15 protein-coding genes and 1 riboswitch are annotated in these 18,059 nt (G+C 72.5%); of the genes, 7 read left to right on the forward strand and 8 right to left on the reverse strand.

Annotation, left to right across the window (positions count from 1 at the left end):
• Positions 1-77 precede the first annotated feature (77 nt).
• From ACN27G_RS26720 to ACN27G_RS26735, 4 genes are all read left to right on the forward strand, one after another.
• Positions 78-509: an LppU/SCO3897 family protein gene (locus ACN27G_RS26720; RefSeq protein WP_421495496.1), complete on the forward strand. Its 432-nt coding sequence runs from the start codon at positions 78-80 to the stop codon at positions 507-509.
• Positions 510-695: 186 nt separating this feature from the next.
• Positions 696-2,417 carry a ferric reductase-like transmembrane domain-containing protein gene (locus tag ACN27G_RS26725; protein WP_421495497.1) on the forward strand — a complete coding sequence of 574 codons (1,722 nt, stop codon included), beginning with the start codon at positions 696-698 and terminating at the stop codon, positions 2,415-2,417.
• A gap of 40 nt (positions 2,418-2,457) precedes the next feature.
• Complete coding sequence (locus tag ACN27G_RS26730) at positions 2,458-2,961, forward strand: FMN-binding protein (RefSeq protein ID WP_421495498.1); 504 nt, start codon at positions 2,458-2,460, stop codon at positions 2,959-2,961.
• A gap of 11 nt (positions 2,962-2,972) precedes the next feature.
• Entirely contained in the window at positions 2,973-3,803 is an 831-nt protein-coding gene (locus ACN27G_RS26735; RefSeq protein WP_421495499.1) for an FAD:protein FMN transferase, read from the forward strand.
• Between the two features lie 97 nt (positions 3,804-3,900).
• Here ACN27G_RS26735 and ACN27G_RS26740 read toward each other — a convergent pair whose 3' ends face one another.
• A complete protein-coding gene (locus tag ACN27G_RS26740; protein WP_421495500.1) occupies positions 3,901-4,638 on the reverse strand; it encodes a TIGR04222 domain-containing membrane protein in 738 nt (245 codons plus the stop codon).
• Positions 4,639-4,688: 50 nt separating this feature from the next.
• On the reverse strand, positions 4,689-5,360 hold the full coding sequence (locus tag ACN27G_RS26745) for a dienelactone hydrolase family protein (protein ID WP_421495501.1): 672 nt from the start codon (positions 5,358-5,360) through the stop codon (positions 4,689-4,691).
• A 200-nt stretch (positions 5,361-5,560) separates the two neighbouring features.
• Here ACN27G_RS26745 and ACN27G_RS26750 point away from each other — a divergent pair, with 200 nt between their 5' ends.
• Complete coding sequence (locus ACN27G_RS26750; protein ID WP_421495502.1) at positions 5,561-5,764, forward strand: hypothetical protein; 204 nt, start codon at positions 5,561-5,563, stop codon at positions 5,762-5,764.
• Positions 5,765-6,062: 298 nt separating this feature from the next.
• Positions 6,063-6,197, forward strand: a riboswitch (cyclic di-AMP (ydaO/yuaA leader).
• A 3-nt stretch (positions 6,198-6,200) separates the two neighbouring features.
• Positions 6,201-7,229, forward strand: a complete 1,029-nt coding sequence (locus ACN27G_RS26755; RefSeq protein WP_421495503.1) for a coiled-coil domain-containing protein — start codon at positions 6,201-6,203, stop codon at positions 7,227-7,229.
• Positions 7,230-7,249: 20 nt separating this feature from the next.
• On the opposite strand, the gene ACN27G_RS26760 is transcribed toward ACN27G_RS26755, so the two are convergent.
• Entirely contained in the window at positions 7,250-9,625 is a 2,376-nt protein-coding gene (locus ACN27G_RS26760) for a glycoside hydrolase family 65 protein (protein WP_421495504.1), read from the reverse strand.
• A gap of 52 nt (positions 9,626-9,677) precedes the next feature.
• Complete coding sequence (locus tag ACN27G_RS26765) at positions 9,678-10,445, reverse strand: HAD family hydrolase (RefSeq protein ID WP_421495505.1); 768 nt, start codon at positions 10,443-10,445, stop codon at positions 9,678-9,680.
• 302 nt (positions 10,446-10,747) lie between these two features.
• Here ACN27G_RS26765 and ACN27G_RS26770 point away from each other — a divergent pair, with 302 nt between their 5' ends.
• Positions 10,748-12,793, forward strand: a complete 2,046-nt coding sequence (locus ACN27G_RS26770) for a GTP-binding protein (RefSeq protein WP_421495506.1) — start codon at positions 10,748-10,750, stop codon at positions 12,791-12,793.
• Positions 12,794-12,944: 151 nt separating this feature from the next.
• On the opposite strand, the gene ACN27G_RS26775 is transcribed toward ACN27G_RS26770, so the two are convergent.
• The 4 genes from ACN27G_RS26775 to ACN27G_RS26790 all read right to left on the reverse strand — a co-directional run bounded on the left by ACN27G_RS26775 (position 12,945) and on the right by ACN27G_RS26790 (position 18,056).
• Complete coding sequence (locus tag ACN27G_RS26775; RefSeq protein WP_421495507.1) at positions 12,945-13,409, reverse strand: DUF4442 domain-containing protein; 465 nt, start codon at positions 13,407-13,409, stop codon at positions 12,945-12,947.
• Positions 13,410-13,459: 50 nt separating this feature from the next.
• Positions 13,460-14,488 (reverse strand): hypothetical protein, encoded by a 1,029-nt coding sequence (locus ACN27G_RS26780; protein WP_421495508.1) that lies wholly within the window; start codon positions 14,486-14,488, stop codon positions 13,460-13,462.
• Positions 14,489-14,552: 64 nt separating this feature from the next.
• Complete coding sequence (locus ACN27G_RS26785; RefSeq protein ID WP_421497469.1) at positions 14,553-15,860, reverse strand: ABC transporter ATP-binding protein; 1,308 nt, start codon at positions 15,858-15,860, stop codon at positions 14,553-14,555.
• A 105-nt stretch (positions 15,861-15,965) separates the two neighbouring features.
• Positions 15,966-18,056, reverse strand: a complete 2,091-nt coding sequence (locus tag ACN27G_RS26790) for a glycosyltransferase (RefSeq protein ID WP_421495509.1) — start codon at positions 18,054-18,056, stop codon at positions 15,966-15,968.
• Positions 18,057-18,059: the final 3 nt, after the last annotated feature.

The raw sequence follows: 18,059 nt of genomic DNA on the forward strand, positions 1-18,059 counted from the left end.
CGGGATACGGCGGGTCGGCGACGAACGCTCCCGGCAGCTATCCACCGCCGGCCACACCGAAGAAGAGCAGGGCACCGTTGATTGTCGGAATCGTCCTCGGAGTGGTGCTGCTCTGCTGCGGCGGCGGCGTCGCGGCGGTCCTCTTCGTCGACGACGGCGCCGAGCCGGGCGCGGCCGGCGGTCAGCAGAGCACGGCACCGAGCACTCGGGCGCCCACCCCGAAGGGCGGGCCCACCCCGGAGGACGACGCCACGCCGCCGGACGAAGAGTCGATCAAGGGCGACCTCGACCGGTTCAAGAAGGGTGACTGCCTCACCATCGACGAGGCGACCGACGAGGTCGACGAGGTCGGTTGCGGCACCAGGGGCGCCCTCAAGGTGCTGCTCCGTAAGGATGGCACGATCAGCGAGTCCGCCTGCTCGGCCACCGACTACACCCAGTACCTCTACCAGGACGGCGCGGTCGGCACGCTCCAGGACTTCATCCTCTGCGTCGCCCCGGCCCGCTGACGGTGGTTCCACGGGCGCTCCGTCCCCTCGCTGCCCCGAGGGGGCGGGCCGCCGGGCGCGGGCGCGCGGGCGGGTGCGGCGCCGCGCCGGTCGCTTTCTTAGCCCTCATCCAAGCGATTCTTAAGACTGAACTAAGCGGGCCGCTCGGGCTTGGTTTCCGGCCCGGCGGACCGGTACATATTCTTCGTGACTCGTCGTCGGGATGTCGAAACGGCCGAGCCGCTCACCGAATGGGTGACCGGCCTGCTGCCCCGGGTGCCGTCCGAGGACCCCTACGACCGGCCGCCCCGCGGACGGGACCGCGAAGCGTACGACGACGACTACGACCGATACCGCCGCCCGGCCGAGCCGGCACGCACGGACGACGCCTGGTCGGCTCCGGCGGACGACACCTGGTCGGCTCCGGCACGTGACCGCCAGTCGGAGCGCGACGGCGAGCCGGGGCGCGACCGGGAGCCCAGGCGCGGCCGCCAGTCGGGGCGCGACCACGAGTCGTGGTCGTACGCCGACGAGGCGCCCGCGTACCGGCCCAACCCGATCAGCGGGGCGGCGGAGGCGGCCCGGCACCGGGAGACCGCCGAGGTCGAGCCCTACGACCGCAGCGGCCGGCTCTTCTTCCACATCGTCTTCTGGTCGGCGCTGGCCACCAGCGTCGAGCTCTGGTGGCTGAACACCCCGGACGGTTCGATCCGGACCACCGCCGACATCCTGATCGCCGGTGGCCGGCTGACCGGCATGGTCGGCGGCTTCCTGCTGCTCGCCCAGGTACTGCTGATGAGCCGGGTAGGCTGGCTGGAGCGCTGGATCGGCGCGCACTCGCTGCTGATCTGGCACCGGGAGCTCGGCGCCTTCCTGCTGCTCGCCATCCTGGCGCATGCCGGACTGATCGCGGTCGGCTACAGCAAGCTCACCAACACCCCGATCGTCGAGGGCACCTGGACGCTGCTGAGCACGTACGAAGACATGATCAGCGCGACGGTGGCCACCGGCATCCTGGTCGGCATCGCGCTGCTCGCCATCCGGGCGATCCGCCGGATGATGAACTACGAGCTCTGGTACTACCTGCACCTGAGCACCTATCTGGTGCTGCTCTTCAGCTACGGTCACCAGTTCGCCACCGGCCGGGAGCTGTCGAAGCCCGGTTTCGGGCAGTACTTCTGGGCCGGTCTCTACATCTTCGTCGTCGCCTGTGTCCTCTGGGGACGGATCATCTCGCCGATCGCCTTCAACCTGCGGCACCGGCTGCGCGTCGAGGACGTGGTGCCGGAGGCGTACGAGATGGTGTCGATCTACATCTCCGGCAACCGTCTCGACGAGCTGGACGCCCGGGCCGGGCAGTACTTCCGGTGGCGGTTCCTCACCAAGGGCTGCTGGTGGCAGGCGCACCCCTTCTCGCTCTCGGCCGCGCCGAACGAGCAGTGGCTGCGGCTGACCGTCAAGGTGGTCGGCGACCACACCGAGTCACTCCAGTATCTGGAGCCCGGCACCCGGATCTTCGCCGAGGGGCCGTCCGGGGTCTTCACCGCCGACCGGGCGATCCGGCCCCGCGCGCTGCTCATCGCCGGTGGCAGCGGCATCGCACCGATCCGGGCGCTGCTGGAGGACCTGCCCGAACAGACCGTGGTGATCTACCGCTCCCGGAGCGAGGAGGAGCTGCTCTTCCGCGACGAGCTGGACTTCCTGGCCCGCTCCCGCAACGCCCAGGTCTGGTACGTCATCGGCTCGCGCGACGACCCGGCCCCCCGGCACCTCTTCACCGCGAAGGGCATGCGCGAACTGGTGCCGGACGTGCGTCGCCGGGACGTCTACCTCTGCGGGCCGCCCGGCCTGGTCGACGTCTCGATGCGGACGATGCGCAAGCTCCGCGTCCCGCGCCGGCAACTCCACCTCGACCCGTTCGAATTCTGAGCCCGGACCCCGCCACCACCCCGCAACGGAGGTAACCCTCGTGCGCCGCGCCGCCTTCGCCGTCCTCGGCACCGCCATCGGCACCAGCCTGCTGATCGGTGCCAAGCTCGGCACCTCGACCGCCGACCCCGGCACCCAGGTGGCGCTGGAGGAGGAGACCGGCGACGCCGCCGGCCCGACACCGGAGGCCAAGGCCCCGGCCGGGAAGAAGACCAGCGCGCCACCGGCGAAGAAGCCCGCGGCCAAGCCGCCGGCGGGTGGGCTGAAGGACGGCACCTTCGCCGGGGCGGCCGCCAACTACGACTACGGCGCCATCAAGGTGACCATCACGGTCTCCGGCGGCAAGATCACGGAGGCCGACGCCACCTATCCCGACGAGGACCCGACCAGCATCGGCATCAACGAGGACGCGATCCCGAAGCTGCGCCAGCAGACGCTGGCGGCGACCAGCGCCAGCAAGGTGAACACCGTCTCCGGGGCGAGCCTGACCAGCGCGGCGTACAAGGCGTCGCTGCAGTCGGCGCTCGACAAGGCGAAGGCCTGAGGTCGAGGCCGATGGGTACCACCGGGCTGCGTCGGGTCGAGCAGATCATGGGTACGCCGATCAGCGTGCAGCTCACCGATCCGCTGCCGCCCCGGCGCCTGGCGGCGCTGGCCGAGCAGACGTTCGACTGGTTCCGTGAGGTGGACGAGCGGTTCAGCACCTACAGGGAGAACAGCGAGGTCAACCGCTTCCACCGGGGCGAGCTCGCCATCGGGGACTGCTCCGCCGACCTGCGGCTGGTGGTCGAGGCCTGTGCCGACCTGTGGCGGGAGACCGACGGCTACTTCGACGCGTACGCCACCGGCCGGTTCGACCCGTCCGGCTACGTCAAGGGCTGGTCGGTGCAGGTGGCGTCGGACCGGCTTTTGGCCGCCGGCTGCCGGTCGCACTGGATCAACGCGGGTGGGGACATCCGGGCCCGGGGTGGACCCCGTCCCGGTGAGCCGTGGCGGATCGGCATCCGGCACCCCTGGCAGGACGACAAGATCTGCTGGACGCTCGGCGGGAACGACTTCGCGATCGCCACCTCCGGCACGTACGAGCGGGGCTTCCACGTGATCGACCCGTACCGGGGTGCGCCGGCCACCGCACTCACCTCGGTCACCGTGGTCGGCACCGATCTCGGCCGCACCGACGCGTACGCGACGGCCGGGGTGGCGATGGGGCAGTCCGGGCTGCGCTGGCTGGCCGAGCTGCCGGCGCACGAGGTCGGCATCATCACCTCCGACGAGCTCTGCTACCGCACGGACGGCTTCCCGGTGCTGCCCCTCGACCCGACATCGGGGCTGCCGGCACCGCCCCACTCCGACATCACCGACCAGCCCGCGCCCCGGCTCAGCTGACCGGCCGACCGGCGTCACGGCGACCGGCGTCACCGCGTCACGGCAGGCCGCGTCACGGCAGGCCGCGTCACGGCAGGCCGCGTCACGGCAGGCCGCGTCACGGCAGGCCGCCGCCGACCTCGCCGGCCCCGGCCACCGGAGGACCGTCCAGCCGCGAGTCGCCGAGGAACAGCAGCCGGCAACCGCCGCCGAGCAGCCCGCTGTCCCGGGCGAACTGCGCGGGCAGCACCGTGCGCAGCCCGTCCTGGCCGTAGAGCGCGACCATCAGCCCAGGGTCGCGCGCCGATCCGCCGCCCGCCGGCGGAGTACCCCTGGCGCCGGAGGGTGCGACCGGCAACGGATGCTCGCGGCGGGCGGCCCGGAGCAGGCGATCACCGGCCAGAGTCCGGCGGGGCAGGAACCAGCCGGCGATCCCGACGAACGCCAGCACCACCACCAGGCCGACCTGGACACCGAGCAGATCGGCCGCGACCAGCCGGGCGATCACCATCGGCAGGGCGAGCACCAGCACGGCCGGCAGCAGGAACCGGCGCCAGGCCGGGCGGAGCAGCCCGAGCCCGATCAGGCTCTCGCGCTGCGCGGCCAGGGTCTGCCGGACCCTGCGCTGGTTGGCCACCTCGCGCGGTGCCATCGAGCCGTAGAGCGCGCCGAACAGCGCCCGCTCCAGGGGCTCGGCACGCACCGGGACCGGCCCGGCCCGGTGCAACCCGCCGGGCCGGTCGACGACGACGCCACCCCGACCGTGCAGCAGTACCAGTCCGGTACGCACCGCACCCCAGCTACCACCGCTGAGATAGCCGAGGTCCGTCGCGCTCAGATCACGGTGCGCCGCCATACCGTCGAGTATGGACAGCCCATGCACGCCGGCAACGCCGGCCGGGAGGGTCAGCCGGGCAGGTGGCTGACGAACCAGTCCGCCGCCTCCCGGGCTACCTGTTGCAGGGTGCCCGGTTCCTCGAAGAGGTGGCTGGCGCCCGGCACCACCCGCAGCTCGGCCCCGGCGTCGAGGTCGGCGAGTGCCCGGTTGTTGAGCCGCAGCACCTCGTCGTCGAGCCCGCCGACCAGCAACAGCGTCTCGGCCCGTACCCGGCGCAGGTCGGCGCCGGCCAGGTCCGGGCGACCGCCCCGGGAGACGACCGCGTACACCTGGTCGGGGCGTTGCACGGCGGCGGAGAGCGCGGCGGCGGCGCCGGTGCTGGCCCCGAAGAGCCCGATCGGCAACCGCCCGGCCGGCTCGCCGTCCGCCAGCCACTCGCCGTCCGCCAGCCAGTCGACGATGCCGACGAGGCGCCCGGTGAGCAGGCCGATGTCGAAGCGCAGCTCCCCGGTCCGGTCGTCGATCTCCTCCTCGGCCCCGGTCAGCAGGTCGACCAGGAGGGTGGCCAGCGCGCTCCGGTTCAGCGCCTCGGCCACCATCCGGTTGCGCGGGCTGTGCCGGGAACTGCCGCTGCCGTGCGCGAAGAGGACGATCCCGCGCGCACCGGCCGGCACGACCAGATCACCGACGAGTCGTACGTTTCCAGCCGGGATCGTGGTCTCGGTCGTCCGGGCATCCATCCGACTACCTCCCCTGGTGGTCCCCGCCTGTCTGTCGGCCTTACCCGCCGATGCCGCCTCAACCACCACCTGCCGGACCCCATCTCCGGCTCCGCCCCGGCGGTCGGGTTTGCCGGTGCACAGCCGGGGAAGGCCACCGCAGCGCCTGATTGAGCACCGGGACGGGCACCGCCCCGGCCGGTAGACGACGGAGGGACCTCATGGCCCGAGAGAAATCCGGCAAGGGGAAGTCCGGCTCGGCCCGGGGCGACGACGCGGGGCAGCAGAACCCCGACCGGAGCGAGTGGGCGGACGAGGCGGCCAAGGCGAGGTCGCTCGACGACCCCCGCCGGATGCCGCCGCGCGACGCGGCCGGGATGCCCTCCAGCGGAGACCGCTACTCCAGGGACCCGCGCGACCAGTAAACCGTCTGCCACCAGCCAGAACTGGTCCACGACCATGATCAGGGAGTGTGTGGCTCGCCCACCCGGGCCAAACGCTCCCTGATCAACGCCGCGAGCTGCACACGCCGGCCGCGAGGCTGGGGTGGGCGCCGTCGTGGCAGTATCCGGATCGCCGCCGCACGACCGCCGGACCGACCTCGCGCCGCAGGTTCCCCGAGGGCAGAATTTCCACGCCGGAACGTCCCGAATCCACCGAACCGGCCCGGTTGATCAGGTAGTCTGACCCCGGTTTCGCCCGGTGGCGCACCCCTCCGCGCCGGCGTTACCGCCGCCGAGTCACCCGAACGGGTGAGCCGGGGACCCAGGTAGTTGGGGTGAGTCCGCAACCGCGGTAGGGGCCTTGTTCCGTCCCCGAACCCGTCAGCTAACCCGGTAGGCGGGCGACGGAGGGACATGCATGACGGGATCCACACGCCAGCGGATACCGCTGGCCCTGGCCCTGATCGCCGCGTTCGGCGCGCTCGGCGGAGCATCGCTCCAGCCCGGCGCGGCAGAGGCGGACAGCCCTGCCGTGCTCGGCGACGAGGGCGACACGCCGCTCTTACGCGACGTACTCGAATCGACCGGTCGCGGCTATCTGCAGGCCAAGAGCGCGCTGGCCAGCACCCAGGCCCGGCAGACGAGGATCGCCGCCGAGCTGCGCCGGGTCGAGGCGCGGATCACGGAGTTGCGGCCCCGGGTCGAGCAGGTGGCCCGGGCGGCGTACCGGACCGGCCGGATCGGCCCGGTGATGGTGCTGCTGCACAGCGGCTCGGCGGACGAGTTGCTGGAGCGGGCCCGCGGGCTGGAGGCGGTGGCCATGCGGGACAACGAGGTGCTCCGCGCACTGCGCCAGGCCCGGGAGCGGGCCGCGCGGGCGAAACTGGCGCTGGACGCCGAGGTCGCCGAGGAGCGCCGGCAACTCGCCATCATGCTGCGGCAGAAGCGGGCGGCCGAGCGGGCGCTGGCCCAGGTCGGCGGCGCCTCCACCGGAGGCTTCGTCGCGGCCACCTCACCGGTGGCCCGGCCCGCGCCACGCGGCGCCGACGGCGGCTGGCCGGCACAGTCCTGTGCCAGGCCCGACCCGACCACCTCGGGCTGCGTCACCGCACGCACCCTGCACGCGTACTCGGAGGCGCGGCGCGCCGGCTTCACCCGCTACACCTCGTGCTACCGCCCCGGCGGCCCGTACGAGCACCCGAAGGGACGCGCCTGCGACTTCTCCGCCGAGGCGGGCGGCTTCCGGGGTGACGCCACCGGCCGGAACCGGACGTACGGCAACAACCTCGCCGCGTTCTTCGTCCGCAACGCCGACAAGCTCGGTGTGCTCTACGTGATCTGGTACCGGCAGATCTGGCTTCCGACGACGGGCTGGAAGTCGTACAGCGGGGCGCACGGCGACCCGTCCAGCGACCACACCAACCACGTCCACCTGTCGCTGGTCTAGTCAGTCCATCGCTCGTCTGGTCAGCTCGGCTCGCTTTCCGGGGCACGCCGGACCGGCGCCCGGCCCGCCGGTTGGGCCGGCTGCGGCCGCGAGGCGTGGACCGGAGGGATCGGCCGGGTGACCGCCTCCAGGCAGGTCACCTGGACCTTCTCGCCGTGGTGCAGCAGCTCCAGGGTGTCGTCCGGCTCGCCGTCACGCAGCGAGTACGTCGCCTCGCCCGCCCGGACGTCCACCCGCAGGTGCACGCCCCGGTAGCGGAGCGAGAACTCCAGCCGGTTGATCCGGCTCGGCAGCCGGGGTGTGAAGGAGAGCGTCGGGGTGTGGTCCCGCATCCCGCCGAAGCCGGCGACCAGGGCGATCCAGGCGCCGGCCAGCGACGCGACGTGCACGCCGTCCCGGGTGTTCTGGTTGAGGTCGTGCAGGTCCATCAGGGCCGCCTCGCCCAGATAGTCGTGCGCGAGCTCGAGGTGCCCGACCTCGGCCGCCAGCACCGCCTGGGTGCAGGCCGACAGCGACGAGTCGCGGACCGTCCGCCGCTCGTAGTAGGCGAAGTTCGCCGCCTTCTCCTCGTCGGTGAAGGCGTCGCCCCGCCAGTGCATGGCCAGCACCAGGTCGGCCTGCTTGAGCACCTGCTTGCGGTAGAGGTCGAAGTAGGGATAGTTGAGCAGCAGCGGATACTGCTCCGGCGGGGTGTTCGCGAAGTCCCACTCCTGATAGCGGGTGAAGCCCTCCACCTGCGGGTGCACGCCCAGCTCCGCGTCGTACGGGACGTGCATGTCGTGCGCGGCGTCCCGCCAGGCGGCCATCTCCTCCTCGTCGACGCCGAGCTTCCACGCCTCCGCGCTGTGCCGGGCGGCGGCGTCGGCGGCGGCGAGCAGGTTCCGCTGGGCCATCAGGTTGGTGTAGACGTTGTCGTTCTTGACCGCGGTGTACTCGTCCGGCCCGGTCACGCCGTCCAGGTGGAACCGGCCGTGCCGGTCGTGGTGCCCGAGCGAGCGCCACAGCCGGGCGGTCTCCACCAGCAGTTCCAGCCCGATCTCGCGCTCGAACTGCTCGTCCTCGGTCGCCTGCACGTAGCGGCGCACCGCGTCGGCGATGTCGGCGGCGATGTGGAATCCGGCGGTGCCGGCCGGCCAGTACGCCGAGGTCTCCTGGCCCCGGATGGTCCGCCACGGGAAGGCGGCGCCGCGCAGTCCCAGCGTCCTGGCCCGCTCCTGGGCCAGGTGCAGGGTGGAGTGCCGCCAGCGCAGCGCCGAGGCGACCGCCGAGGGCAGCGTGTAGGTCAGCACCGGTAGCACGAACGTCTCGGTGTCCCAGAACGCGTGCCCGTCGTACCCCGGACCGGTCAACCCCTTCGCCGCGATCGGCCGCAGTTCGGCGCGGGCGCCGGCCTGGAGCACGTGGAAGAGGCCGAACCGGACCGCCTGCTGCACTTCCGGGTCGCCCTCGACCTGCACGTCGGAGTCGTCCCAGAAGGTGTCGAGGTAGCCGCGCTGCTCCGCGCAGAGCCCGTCCCAGCCGGAGAACCTGGCGCCGGCCAGCGCCGCCGCCACCTGGTCGCGCAGGGCCGGGCGGGACCGGCGGCTCGACCAGCCGTACGCGATGTACTTGACGATCCGGAGCTGCTCACCCGGCTTGATCACGGAAGTGACCGTGGTCCGCGCCCAGTCCTCGTACGCCTCGGTGCCGACCAGTTTGCGCTCGGGCCCGTGCACCTCGTGGCTCATCGAGACGGCCACCCGCAGCCCGCTCGCCTTGGTGCGGTGGATCAGCAGCGCACCGTCGCCGTGCAGCAGGTGCTCCTCGGCCTGCAACGGCGACTCCAGCACCGCCGCCACCCGGGGGTCCCGGCTCTGCGTCGGAAGCTGCTCGTTGGCGACCAGCTCCGACTGGATGATCAGCCGCATCGGACCGTCCACCGGCTCGACCCGGTATTCGATCGCCGCCACCGAGCGCTGGGTGAAGGAGACCATCCGGGTGCTGCAGATCCGCACCGTACGCCCGGCCGGCGAGCGCCACTCGACCGAGCGTTGCAGGGTGCCGGCGCGCAGGTCGAGCACCCGCTCGTGGCTGAGCAGTTCGCCGTAGCGCACGTCGAAGGGCTCGTCGTCGACGAGCAGCCGGATCGGCTTGCCGTTGGTGACGTTGACGATGGTCTGGCCGGATTCGGGGAAGCCGTACCCGGCCTCGGCGTACGGCAGCGGCCGCAGCTCGTAGAAGGAGTTCAGGTACGTCCCCGGCAGCCCGTGCGGCTCGCCCTCGTCCAGGTTGCCGCGCAGCCCGATGTGCCCGTTGGAGAGTGCGAACACCGATTCGGACTGGGCGAGTACGTCGAGGTCGAGCCGGGTCTCCCGGACGTGCCACGGCTCGACGGGGTACGCCCGTTCCCGGATCATCGGCCCCTCCTCGCGGTCGGGCAGGTCCTCACGGTCGGGCGGCTCGGTGTGGTCACCGGAGCACCTCCGGGCCGGTGTCGACTCCGGTGAGCAGTTCGGAGAGGTCGCTGACCACGATGTCGGCGCCGTGTTCGCGCAGCTCGTCCGCCTGCCCCACCCGGTCGACGCCGATCACGTAGCCGAAGTCGCCGGCCCGGCCGGCGGCCACGCCGGCAAGCGCGTCCTCGAAGACCGCGGCCTGGTCGGGACGGACCCCGAGCAGCTCCGCCCCGGCCAGGAAGGTGTCCGGGTGGGGCTTGCCGCGCAGCCCGCGCTCCCGGGCCACCACGCCGTCGATCCGGGCCTCGACCAGGGGTTCGAGGCCCGCCGCCGCGACGACGTCACCGGCGTTGGCGCTGGCCGAGACGACGACGCGGCGCAGTCCGGCCGCGCGGGAGGCGTGCAGGTAGTCCACCGATCCCTGGTAGGGCAGCACACCGTCGGTGTGGATCCGGTGCAGCAGCAGGACGTTCTTGCGGTTGCCGACCCCGTGCACGGTGTCGGCGCTCGGCGGATCGTCCAGGTCACCTTCCGGCAGGACGATCTGCCGGGAGGCGAGGAAGGTCCGCACGCCGTCGGCCCTGGGACGGCCGTCGACGTACCGGTTGTAGTCGTCACCCGGGTCGAACGGCCGGAACGGCTCGCCGGTCGCCTCGGCTCTTCGCCGGAGAAACTCGTCGAAGGTCTCCGCCCAGGCGGCATTGTGCACCCGGGCGGTCTGGGTCAACACACCGTCGAGGTCGAATAGACACGCGGTCACGTGCGCGGGTAGGCCCAACACGCCTAACAACCTAACCGGGTTACCACGTCCCGGCACGGTTTCGCCTTCGGCCACGCCGGATGCGTAGGGAGGGACCTCGCCGGTCTCGCCGGTACTGACTCAGGGACGCCGGGCGTGTCCCTGGGCGTGGCCGGTGGGATCCGGATCCGGGCGGGGTGGCGGCAAATGGGTTGCCGTCGGGCGGACGCCTCTGCTGTCCTGGCCAGGACCACACCGCTTCGTTCGAGGAGTTCACATCATGCGCACGGCTGCCATGTCCCCACGGGAAGGACGTTCCGGCTATCCGAAGGACATGACAGTTCGTGCGTACGTTGAACCTCGGAATCCTGGCGCATGTCGACGCCGGTAAGACCAGCCTGACCGAGCGGCTGCTGCACACCGCCGGAGTCCTCGACGAGATCGGCAGCGTCGACGCCGGCAGCACACAGACCGACTTCCTGCCGCTGGAGCGGCAGCGCGGCATCACGATCAGGTCCGCCGTCGTCTCGTTCACCCTCGGCGACGTCACGGTGAACCTCATCGACACCCCGGGCCACCCGGACTTCATCGCCGAGGTGGAGCGGGTGCTCGACGTGCTCGACGGCGCCGTCCTGGTGATCTCCGCCGTCGAGGGCGTGCAACCGCAGACCCGGGTGTTGATGCGGACGCTGCGCCGGCTGCGCATCCCGACGCTGGTCTTCGTCAACAAGATCGATCGGGCCGGCGCGGACGGCGGGCGGGTGCTGCGGACCATCGCCGACCGGCTCACCCCGGCGATCGTCCCGATGGGCACCGCACGGCAGCCCGGCACCCGGGACGCCGGCTTCCGGCCGTACGACGGGACCGACGCGTCCTTCGTCGCCACCCTCACCGAGCGGCTCGCCGAGCACGACGACGAGATGCTGGCCGCGTACGTGGACGGCACCGCGCTGCCGTACCGCCGGCTCCACGCCGAGCTGGCCCGGCGGACCGGGCAGGCGTTGCTGTATCCGGTCTACCTCGGCTCGGCGATCACCGGTGCCGGGATCGACGAGCTGGTCGCCGGCCTTCGTGAGCTGCTCCCGGCGGCCGAGGGCGACAGCGGTGGGCCGGTCTCGGGCACCGTCTTCAAGGTCGAACGCGGTCCGGCCGGCGAGAAGGTCGCCTACGTCCGGATGTTCTCCGGATCGGTCCGCATCCGCGACCGGCTGCCGCTGCCCGGCGCGGAGCCGGAGCGGGTCACCGCGATCAGCGTCTTCGATCGGGGCACCGCCCTCCGGAGCGAGTCGGTCGACGCGGGACGGATCGGCAAGCTCTGGGGGCTGAGCAGCGTCCGGGTCGGCGACCCGATCGGCGCTCCGCACCCGGAACAGCAGCACGACGACGGGCGCGACGACGACGGGGACCCGGTCGCGGCGCGGCGCCGGTTTCCGCCGCCGACCCTGGAAACGGTGGTCGTCGCCCACCGGGCCGGTGACCGGGGCGCGCTACACGCCGCGCTGACCCAGCTCGCCGAGCAGGACCCGCTGATCAACCTGCGCCGGGACGACGTCCGGCAGGAGATCTCGGTCTCGCTCTACGGCGAGGTGCAGAAGGAGGTCATCCAGGCGACGCTGGCCGACGAGTACGGCATCGAGGTCGACTTCCGGGAGACGACGACGATCTGCGTCGAGCGTCCGGTCGGCTCGGGCAGCGCGGTGGAGCTGATCGGCGTGCCACCCAACCCGTTCCTCGGCACCGTCGGCCTCCGGATCGATCCGGCACCGGCCGGCACCGGCGTGGCGTTCCGGCTGGAGGTCGAGCTCGGTTCGATGCCACCGGCGTTCTTCTCGGCGGTGGAGGAGACCGTACGGGCCACGCTCCAGCAGGGAATCTTCGGCTGGCAGGTGATGGACTGCACGGTGAGCATGACCCACTCCGGCTACTGGGCCCGGCAGAGCCACTCGCACGGCGTCTTCGACAAGAGCATGTCGAGCACGGCCGGCGACTTCCGCAACCTGACCCCGCTGGTGTTGATGACCGCGTTGGCGCGGGCCGGCACCCGGGTGTACGAGCCGATCCACCGCTTCCACCTCGAACTACCGGCGGAGGCACTCGGTACCGTCGCACCGGCGCTCGCCCGGCTCGGCGCGGTGCCGCTGGCCAGCACCGTACGGGGTTCGGCGTACCTGCTGGAGGGGGAGATCCCGGCGGCGCGGGTCGCGCGGTTGCAGCGGCAACTGCCGGGGCTGGCCCGGGGCGAGGGAGTGCTGGACTGCACCTTCGACCGGTACGAGCGGGTCCGGGGGGCCGCGCCGCGCCGGCCGCGCTGGGACCACAACCCGCTGGACCGCAAGGAGTACCTGCTCCAGGTCGTCCGCCGGACCGGCCCGCGCCGGGGCGGGGGTTGACCGCGGTCGCGCACACCGCCGAACCGACACCCTCGTCTCCGGGCGCCGGGACGGCCATTCCCGGCGCTTCGGCGGCGGACCACCGGCGTCCCGGCGGCGGGCGCGTGCGCTGCCGGACATCGCCGTCTGCTCGGTGGGACCGGCCGCCGCGCTAGCGAGGCTTCAGGGTCCAGTGCACCGTCAGCTCGGTGGTCACCGTGCCGTCCTCGGTGGTGATCTCGATCGGCACCGGAAACTCGGGCCGTTCCCCTGCCTCGAGCTCGGCCGTCACCTCGGCGGCCGGGCGGCCCAGCCGGGCGGTGGCCCACACCGTCCCCATCGCCAGCCGCCGGTAGCGGATCTCCGCCCTGGTGGCCAGCGGCACCGCACGCTCGAAGAGCTGCCCGAACGCGGCGAGCACCACCGCGCCGGAGGAGGTCTCCCCGAGCGTGAAGAGCGCGCCGGCATGTGGACCGCCGACGTGGTTGTGCGTCGGCGGCGAGTCGGGCAGCCGGACGACGGCGCGCATCCCGCCGGGCTCCTCCGGCACCACCTCCACCAACTCGAAGCCGAGGGTCCGGGCGAAGGGTACGGCCTGGAGCAGGCCGGCTTCGATCTGGCGTACGTCGGGAGACATGACCGTACGCTACTTGCCGGTAACTTCCGTCGGCAAGGGCTCGACCGGCCTCAGAAGAGGCTGCCCAGGCTGCGCAGGATCTCGGCGTAGAAGTTGCCGTCGATGCTGCGGAAGATCGAGAACGGCTGGTTCGGATCGCCGAAGAACGGGCGCAGTGTCCAGGCCAGCTGGGTGCCGACGAAGCCGAAGAGCAGGATCCAGATGTAGAGCAGGGTCATGCTCGCCGGGCGGGGGGCATTCGTCGGAGACCCGCCCGCCATCGGCCGCCCGACCGGATAGGGGTCCGGCGCCCGGTAGCCGTGCGGCGCGGGCGGGTGGACCGCTGCCGGGCCGTGGACCAGAGCCGGGGTCTGGGCGGCCGGCACGGGCCCCTGAACCTGAGCCGGGGCCGCCACCGAAACCGCCGGCTGGGCGGGTGCGGCCGGTGCCGGCTGGGCGGGTGCGGCCGGGCCGTCTCCGTTGACGGTTACCGACGGGGGCGCCTCGCCGACGGCAGCGCCCACCAGCGCCGGCTGCGGCGCCGGAGTGGCCTGGGCCGGAGCGGGTGACTGTGCGATGGCCACCGGGGTGGTCGGGGCGAGCAGTCCGTGCGCGTTGAGCACCTGCATGCCACCGGTCAGGAAGCGGAGCCCGACCAGCGCCGACATGGTCAGGATCGCCACGTTGAGCAGCTTGAAGAAGGCGTAGTCCGGCGCGGTGATCAGGAAGAAGAGGCTGATCGGCGCGAACGCCACCGCCAGCATCGCGGTGACCGTGATCGCGACCATCACCATCGAGATGGCCTGCCGCACCGACAGCCGCGCCCCGAAGACCAGATTGAACAGATACAGCGTCGGCAGGCAGATGGCGAGCGTGACCAGGAAGAGCAGCGGCAGCTTCACCGCCGAGGTCAACGCCATCAGCACGCTGTGGAAGGCGCCGAGCACCGCGCCGTAACAGGCCAGTGCGATCGCCGAACTGGCCAGCATCTGCCCGGTGAGCGCGTTCAGGTCGCGTTCCTCGACGATCTGCTGCCAGACGCCCTGCCGGTCACGGAGAATCCGCTCGATCACAAGCAGGCCGGGTCGTTCCTCGGACACGGACGGCTCTCCTAACGGGACCATCATGGATGGGAATCGACTGACGGTAGAGGACGCGAAGTGGTCAGCGCCACCCCACGTCGATGCGGTCGCCGCGCTCGTCGAAGAAGTGCACCGCGTCCATGCGTACCGAGACCGCCATCGGGTGGCCGGAGGTGACCGCCGGGTACGGCGCCAGCCGTACCGCGAGTTCGGCGGGGCGGCGGTGGTGCCGGCCCGGGTCCAGGACGCTGCCCCCGGAGTCCCGGGCCTCCGGGCCCGGCTGCTCCGGCCCGCCGACGCGTCCGGTCAGCCGCTGCATGACCTGGCTGAGCCGGCGGATGCCGCGCCCCCCGCCGGTGGGACGCTCCTCGGTCACCGGGCCGCCCAGGTCGTCGACGACGATCGCGGTCGCCCCGATGTCGAGGAACGCCAGCGACTCGTGCCCGTGGTGCTCCAGATAGCGGATCCGCCCCTGCAACACGTCGCCGGGCGCGTCCGGAGCTACCGGGGTCAGCGCCTCGGCCCGCATCCCGACCACGATCCGCTCGCCGTGGTAGTGCGCCACCGCCCGCGCCCGGATGTCGTCCCAGGGCAGGTAGAGCGCCTGCTCACCGAGGTTGAGCGCGACGTACCGGTCGAGGTGCACGTAGACGGTCGCCTCCAGCAGGTTCATCCGGGGGCTGCCCAGGAAGGCGGCGACGTAGAGGGTGGCCGGCCGGCCGTACACCTGGGTCGGCGTCCCGACGTCCTGGAGGACACCCTTGCGCATGATCGCCACCCGATCGGCCATGGTCAACGCCTCGGCCTGGTCGTGGGTGACGTAGACGGTGCTCACCCCGAGCTCCCGGACCAGTCCGGAGATCTCCGCCCGCAGCTCCGCGCGCAGCCCGCTGTCCAGGTTGGAGAGGGGCTCGTCCATCAGGAACAGCCCGGGCCGGCGCACGATGGCCCGGCCCATCGCCACCCGCTGCCGCTGCCCGCCGGAGAGCTGACTGGGCTTGCGGCCCAACACGTCGGCGATGCCGAGCGCGCTCGCCACGTCGGCGACCCGCTCACCGCGCGGCCCTTCCTCGATCCCGGAGAGCCGCAGCGGGAAGGCAATATTCGCTCCCACCGACATATGCGGATACAGCGCGAAATCCTGGAAGACCATGGCAATTCCGCGGTCTCGTGGAGGCAGGTCGTTCGCGAGTTCACCATCGAGCATGACGGCGCCGGTGGTCGGGTCCTCCAGCCCGGCGACCATCCGGAGCACGGTGGACTTTCCGCAGCCCGAAGGCCCGAGCAACACCATGAACTCGCCGTCGTTGACGTCGAGACTGATGTTGTCGACCGCCACTGTCCCATCCGGGAACACCTTCGTGACGTCTTTGAGCGCGACGGTGGTCACCGTCACCTCCCCGCAGCGTAATGGCCGGCCCCGGAATGACTGTGACGAGGATCATCACGGAAGCCCATCGGGTAAACGTGCCATGTTCATGTTGTGACATGGCGGTTACCTGACTGGATGCGGCCTCGGGATCCGCCGGGCCGTGCTGGTCGCCGCCGGGCCGGACGTGCCGAACTCGGCGTGCCGGGGCAGCCCGGTCCACTGCGCGCCACCGTCCCGGAGGAAGTACTCCAGCCCGGGATCCCAGGTGTGCCCCGCCGGCCGGCGCCGGTAGACGTAGCCGAGCGGATGGGTGCGGTAGACCAGACCACCGGCCCGGCGGACCCGGTCGATCAGGCCCCGGTCGACCGAGCGCGGCACCGGGCGCCAGCCACCGACCTCGGCCAGGTCACCCCGGCCGATCAGGATCGTGCCGCCCGCGACGATCGGGGCGAAGCTCTCCGGCGCTCCGGCATCCCGCCGTACGGTGATGTCCAGCGCGCCGAGATGGACGAACTCGGCCGCCTTGCCCACCATCGTCGCGCCGGAGTGGTGCCGGGCCAGGACGAGGTCCCAGACGTGCTCCGGCCCGTACGTGTCGTCGTCGTCGAACTTCGTCACCAGGGTGCCCCGGGCCCGGGCGGTCGCGGCGACCAGCGCCTCGCCGAAGCTCCGCCCGGCCGGCACCTCGACGACCTCCACCGGCCGGCCGTACCCGGCGAGCCGGCGGCGCAGCCCGGCGGGCAGGCCCACACCGTGCAGGCAGAGCACGATCTCCAGCTCCGGATAGGTCTGTGCCGCGACGGCACGGACCGCGTCGAGGACGTGCTCCAACCGCCGGGTCACCAGCAGCACCGAGACCGACGGCAGCGCGCCGAGACCGGGAAAGGTGGCCGCCGCCAGCCGGGGCAGGGCGAAGCCCCGGGCGTGCCGGCGCAGCGCCGCCCGGCGCTGTCGCACCGCCCGGACCTCCCACTCCAGATCGGGATCGGGCCCGGTGACGGGACGGTCGGGCAGGGGGGCGCGCAGCAATTCGACGACCTCGTCGGAGAGGTGCGCCGTGCAGGCCGGTGGCAGCCCGGGAGCCCGCACCAGTACGCCGGCCAGCGCGAGGTGCAGCAGCAGGGCGGCCTCGGCCCGGGGCCGCCGTCCGGGCACCGACGGGCAGTCGAGCACACCGATCCCGGCCAGCGCAGCCCAGGTCCGCTCGTCCAGCCACGGCCGGTCGAGCCGACCGGAGCGGTCGAGTGGTTCCGGTCCCCGGATCCGCCAACCTCCGCCGTCCGGGCCGGCGGAGAAGGTCAACTCCGCTCGTGGCGCGTCGGCGCCGAACGGGCCGTACCGGCCGATCGGTACGGCGTACTCGGCGTCGAGCAGGACGCCGCCCTCTTCCCGGACGGAGTGGTCGGCGGCCGGCCCGGTCCGGTCGCCGTGCTCGCCGGCCGCCGGTCCGGTCCCGCCGTCCGTCCCGCCGGGGGCCGGCCGGTGGAGTTCGCCGTGCCTGACATCCGGCACGCCGAACCGGTCGACGGCCAGCCGGGTCCGGTACGCCGTACCGGCCGCGTCACCGGCGACCGGTGGAGTCCGCCCGTCCGGCCGGAACACGATGTCGTAGGGGCGGACGGCATTGCTTCCGGGCAGCTCCCCGGCGGCGACCGTGAGGGTGGGTCCCGCACCCAGCCAGCCGGGGAGGACGTCCTGGGCGGTCACCTCCGGGCTGCCCGGGGTCGGCAGCGGACGCACCGGGGTGAGCAGCGGCAGTACGGCCACCAGTACCGAGCGGAGCGGCACGGACCAGCGCAGCTCGATCTCGACCACCGCCCGGCCCCGGTCCTGCCGGGGCAGCGCGACCCGCTGGGCGAGCAGATGGGGGACCGGTCCGAGCCGGCCGGACCAGCCACGCTGCGGGATCTGCCACTCGGTCACGGCGACGGTGATCCGGCGTACCCGGGCCAGTGAGACCGGGTGGTCGAGCAGGTGCCGCAGCCAGCTCACCGAGCGGGCGACGACGGCCATCCGGCCGACGAAGGTCCGGGGCCAGGCGGGGCCGGCCGGCGAGACCTCCACCATGTCTGCGCCCTCTGCCGGCGGCCCGGACCCCGGTATCCGGGTCAGCCGGGAACCGCGCGTGACCAGCGGCCACCGCAACCGGCCGTCGGGATCTCCGGCGACGATCCGCCAACGGAGGTACTTCTCCGGTCCATCCCTACCTGGCACGCC

The sequence above is a fragment of the Plantactinospora sp. WMMB334 genome (genome assembly GCF_049179095.1).
Classification (GTDB): Bacteria; Actinomycetota; Actinomycetes; order Mycobacteriales; family Micromonosporaceae; genus Plantactinospora.

Coding starts and splice junctions, on each gene's coding strand:
- ACN27G_RS26735 (WP_421495499.1), top strand. CDS start 2,973: ATGGGTACCACCGGGCTGCGTCGGGTCGAGCAGATCATGGGTACGCCG.
- ACN27G_RS26740 (WP_421495500.1), bottom strand. CDS start 4,638: ATGGCGGCGCACCGTGATCTGAGCGCGACGGACCTCGGCTATCTCAGC.
- ACN27G_RS26745 (WP_421495501.1), bottom strand. CDS start 5,360: ATGGATGCCCGGACGACCGAGACCACGATCCCGGCTGGAAACGTACGA.
- ACN27G_RS26750 (WP_421495502.1), top strand. CDS start 5,561: ATGGCCCGAGAGAAATCCGGCAAGGGGAAGTCCGGCTCGGCCCGGGGC.
- ACN27G_RS26755 (WP_421495503.1), top strand. CDS start 6,201: ATGACGGGATCCACACGCCAGCGGATACCGCTGGCCCTGGCCCTGATC.
- ACN27G_RS26760 (WP_421495504.1), bottom strand. CDS start 9,625: ATGATCCGGGAACGGGCGTACCCCGTCGAGCCGTGGCACGTCCGGGAG.
- ACN27G_RS26775 (WP_421495507.1), bottom strand. CDS start 13,409: ATGTCTCCCGACGTACGCCAGATCGAAGCCGGCCTGCTCCAGGCCGTA.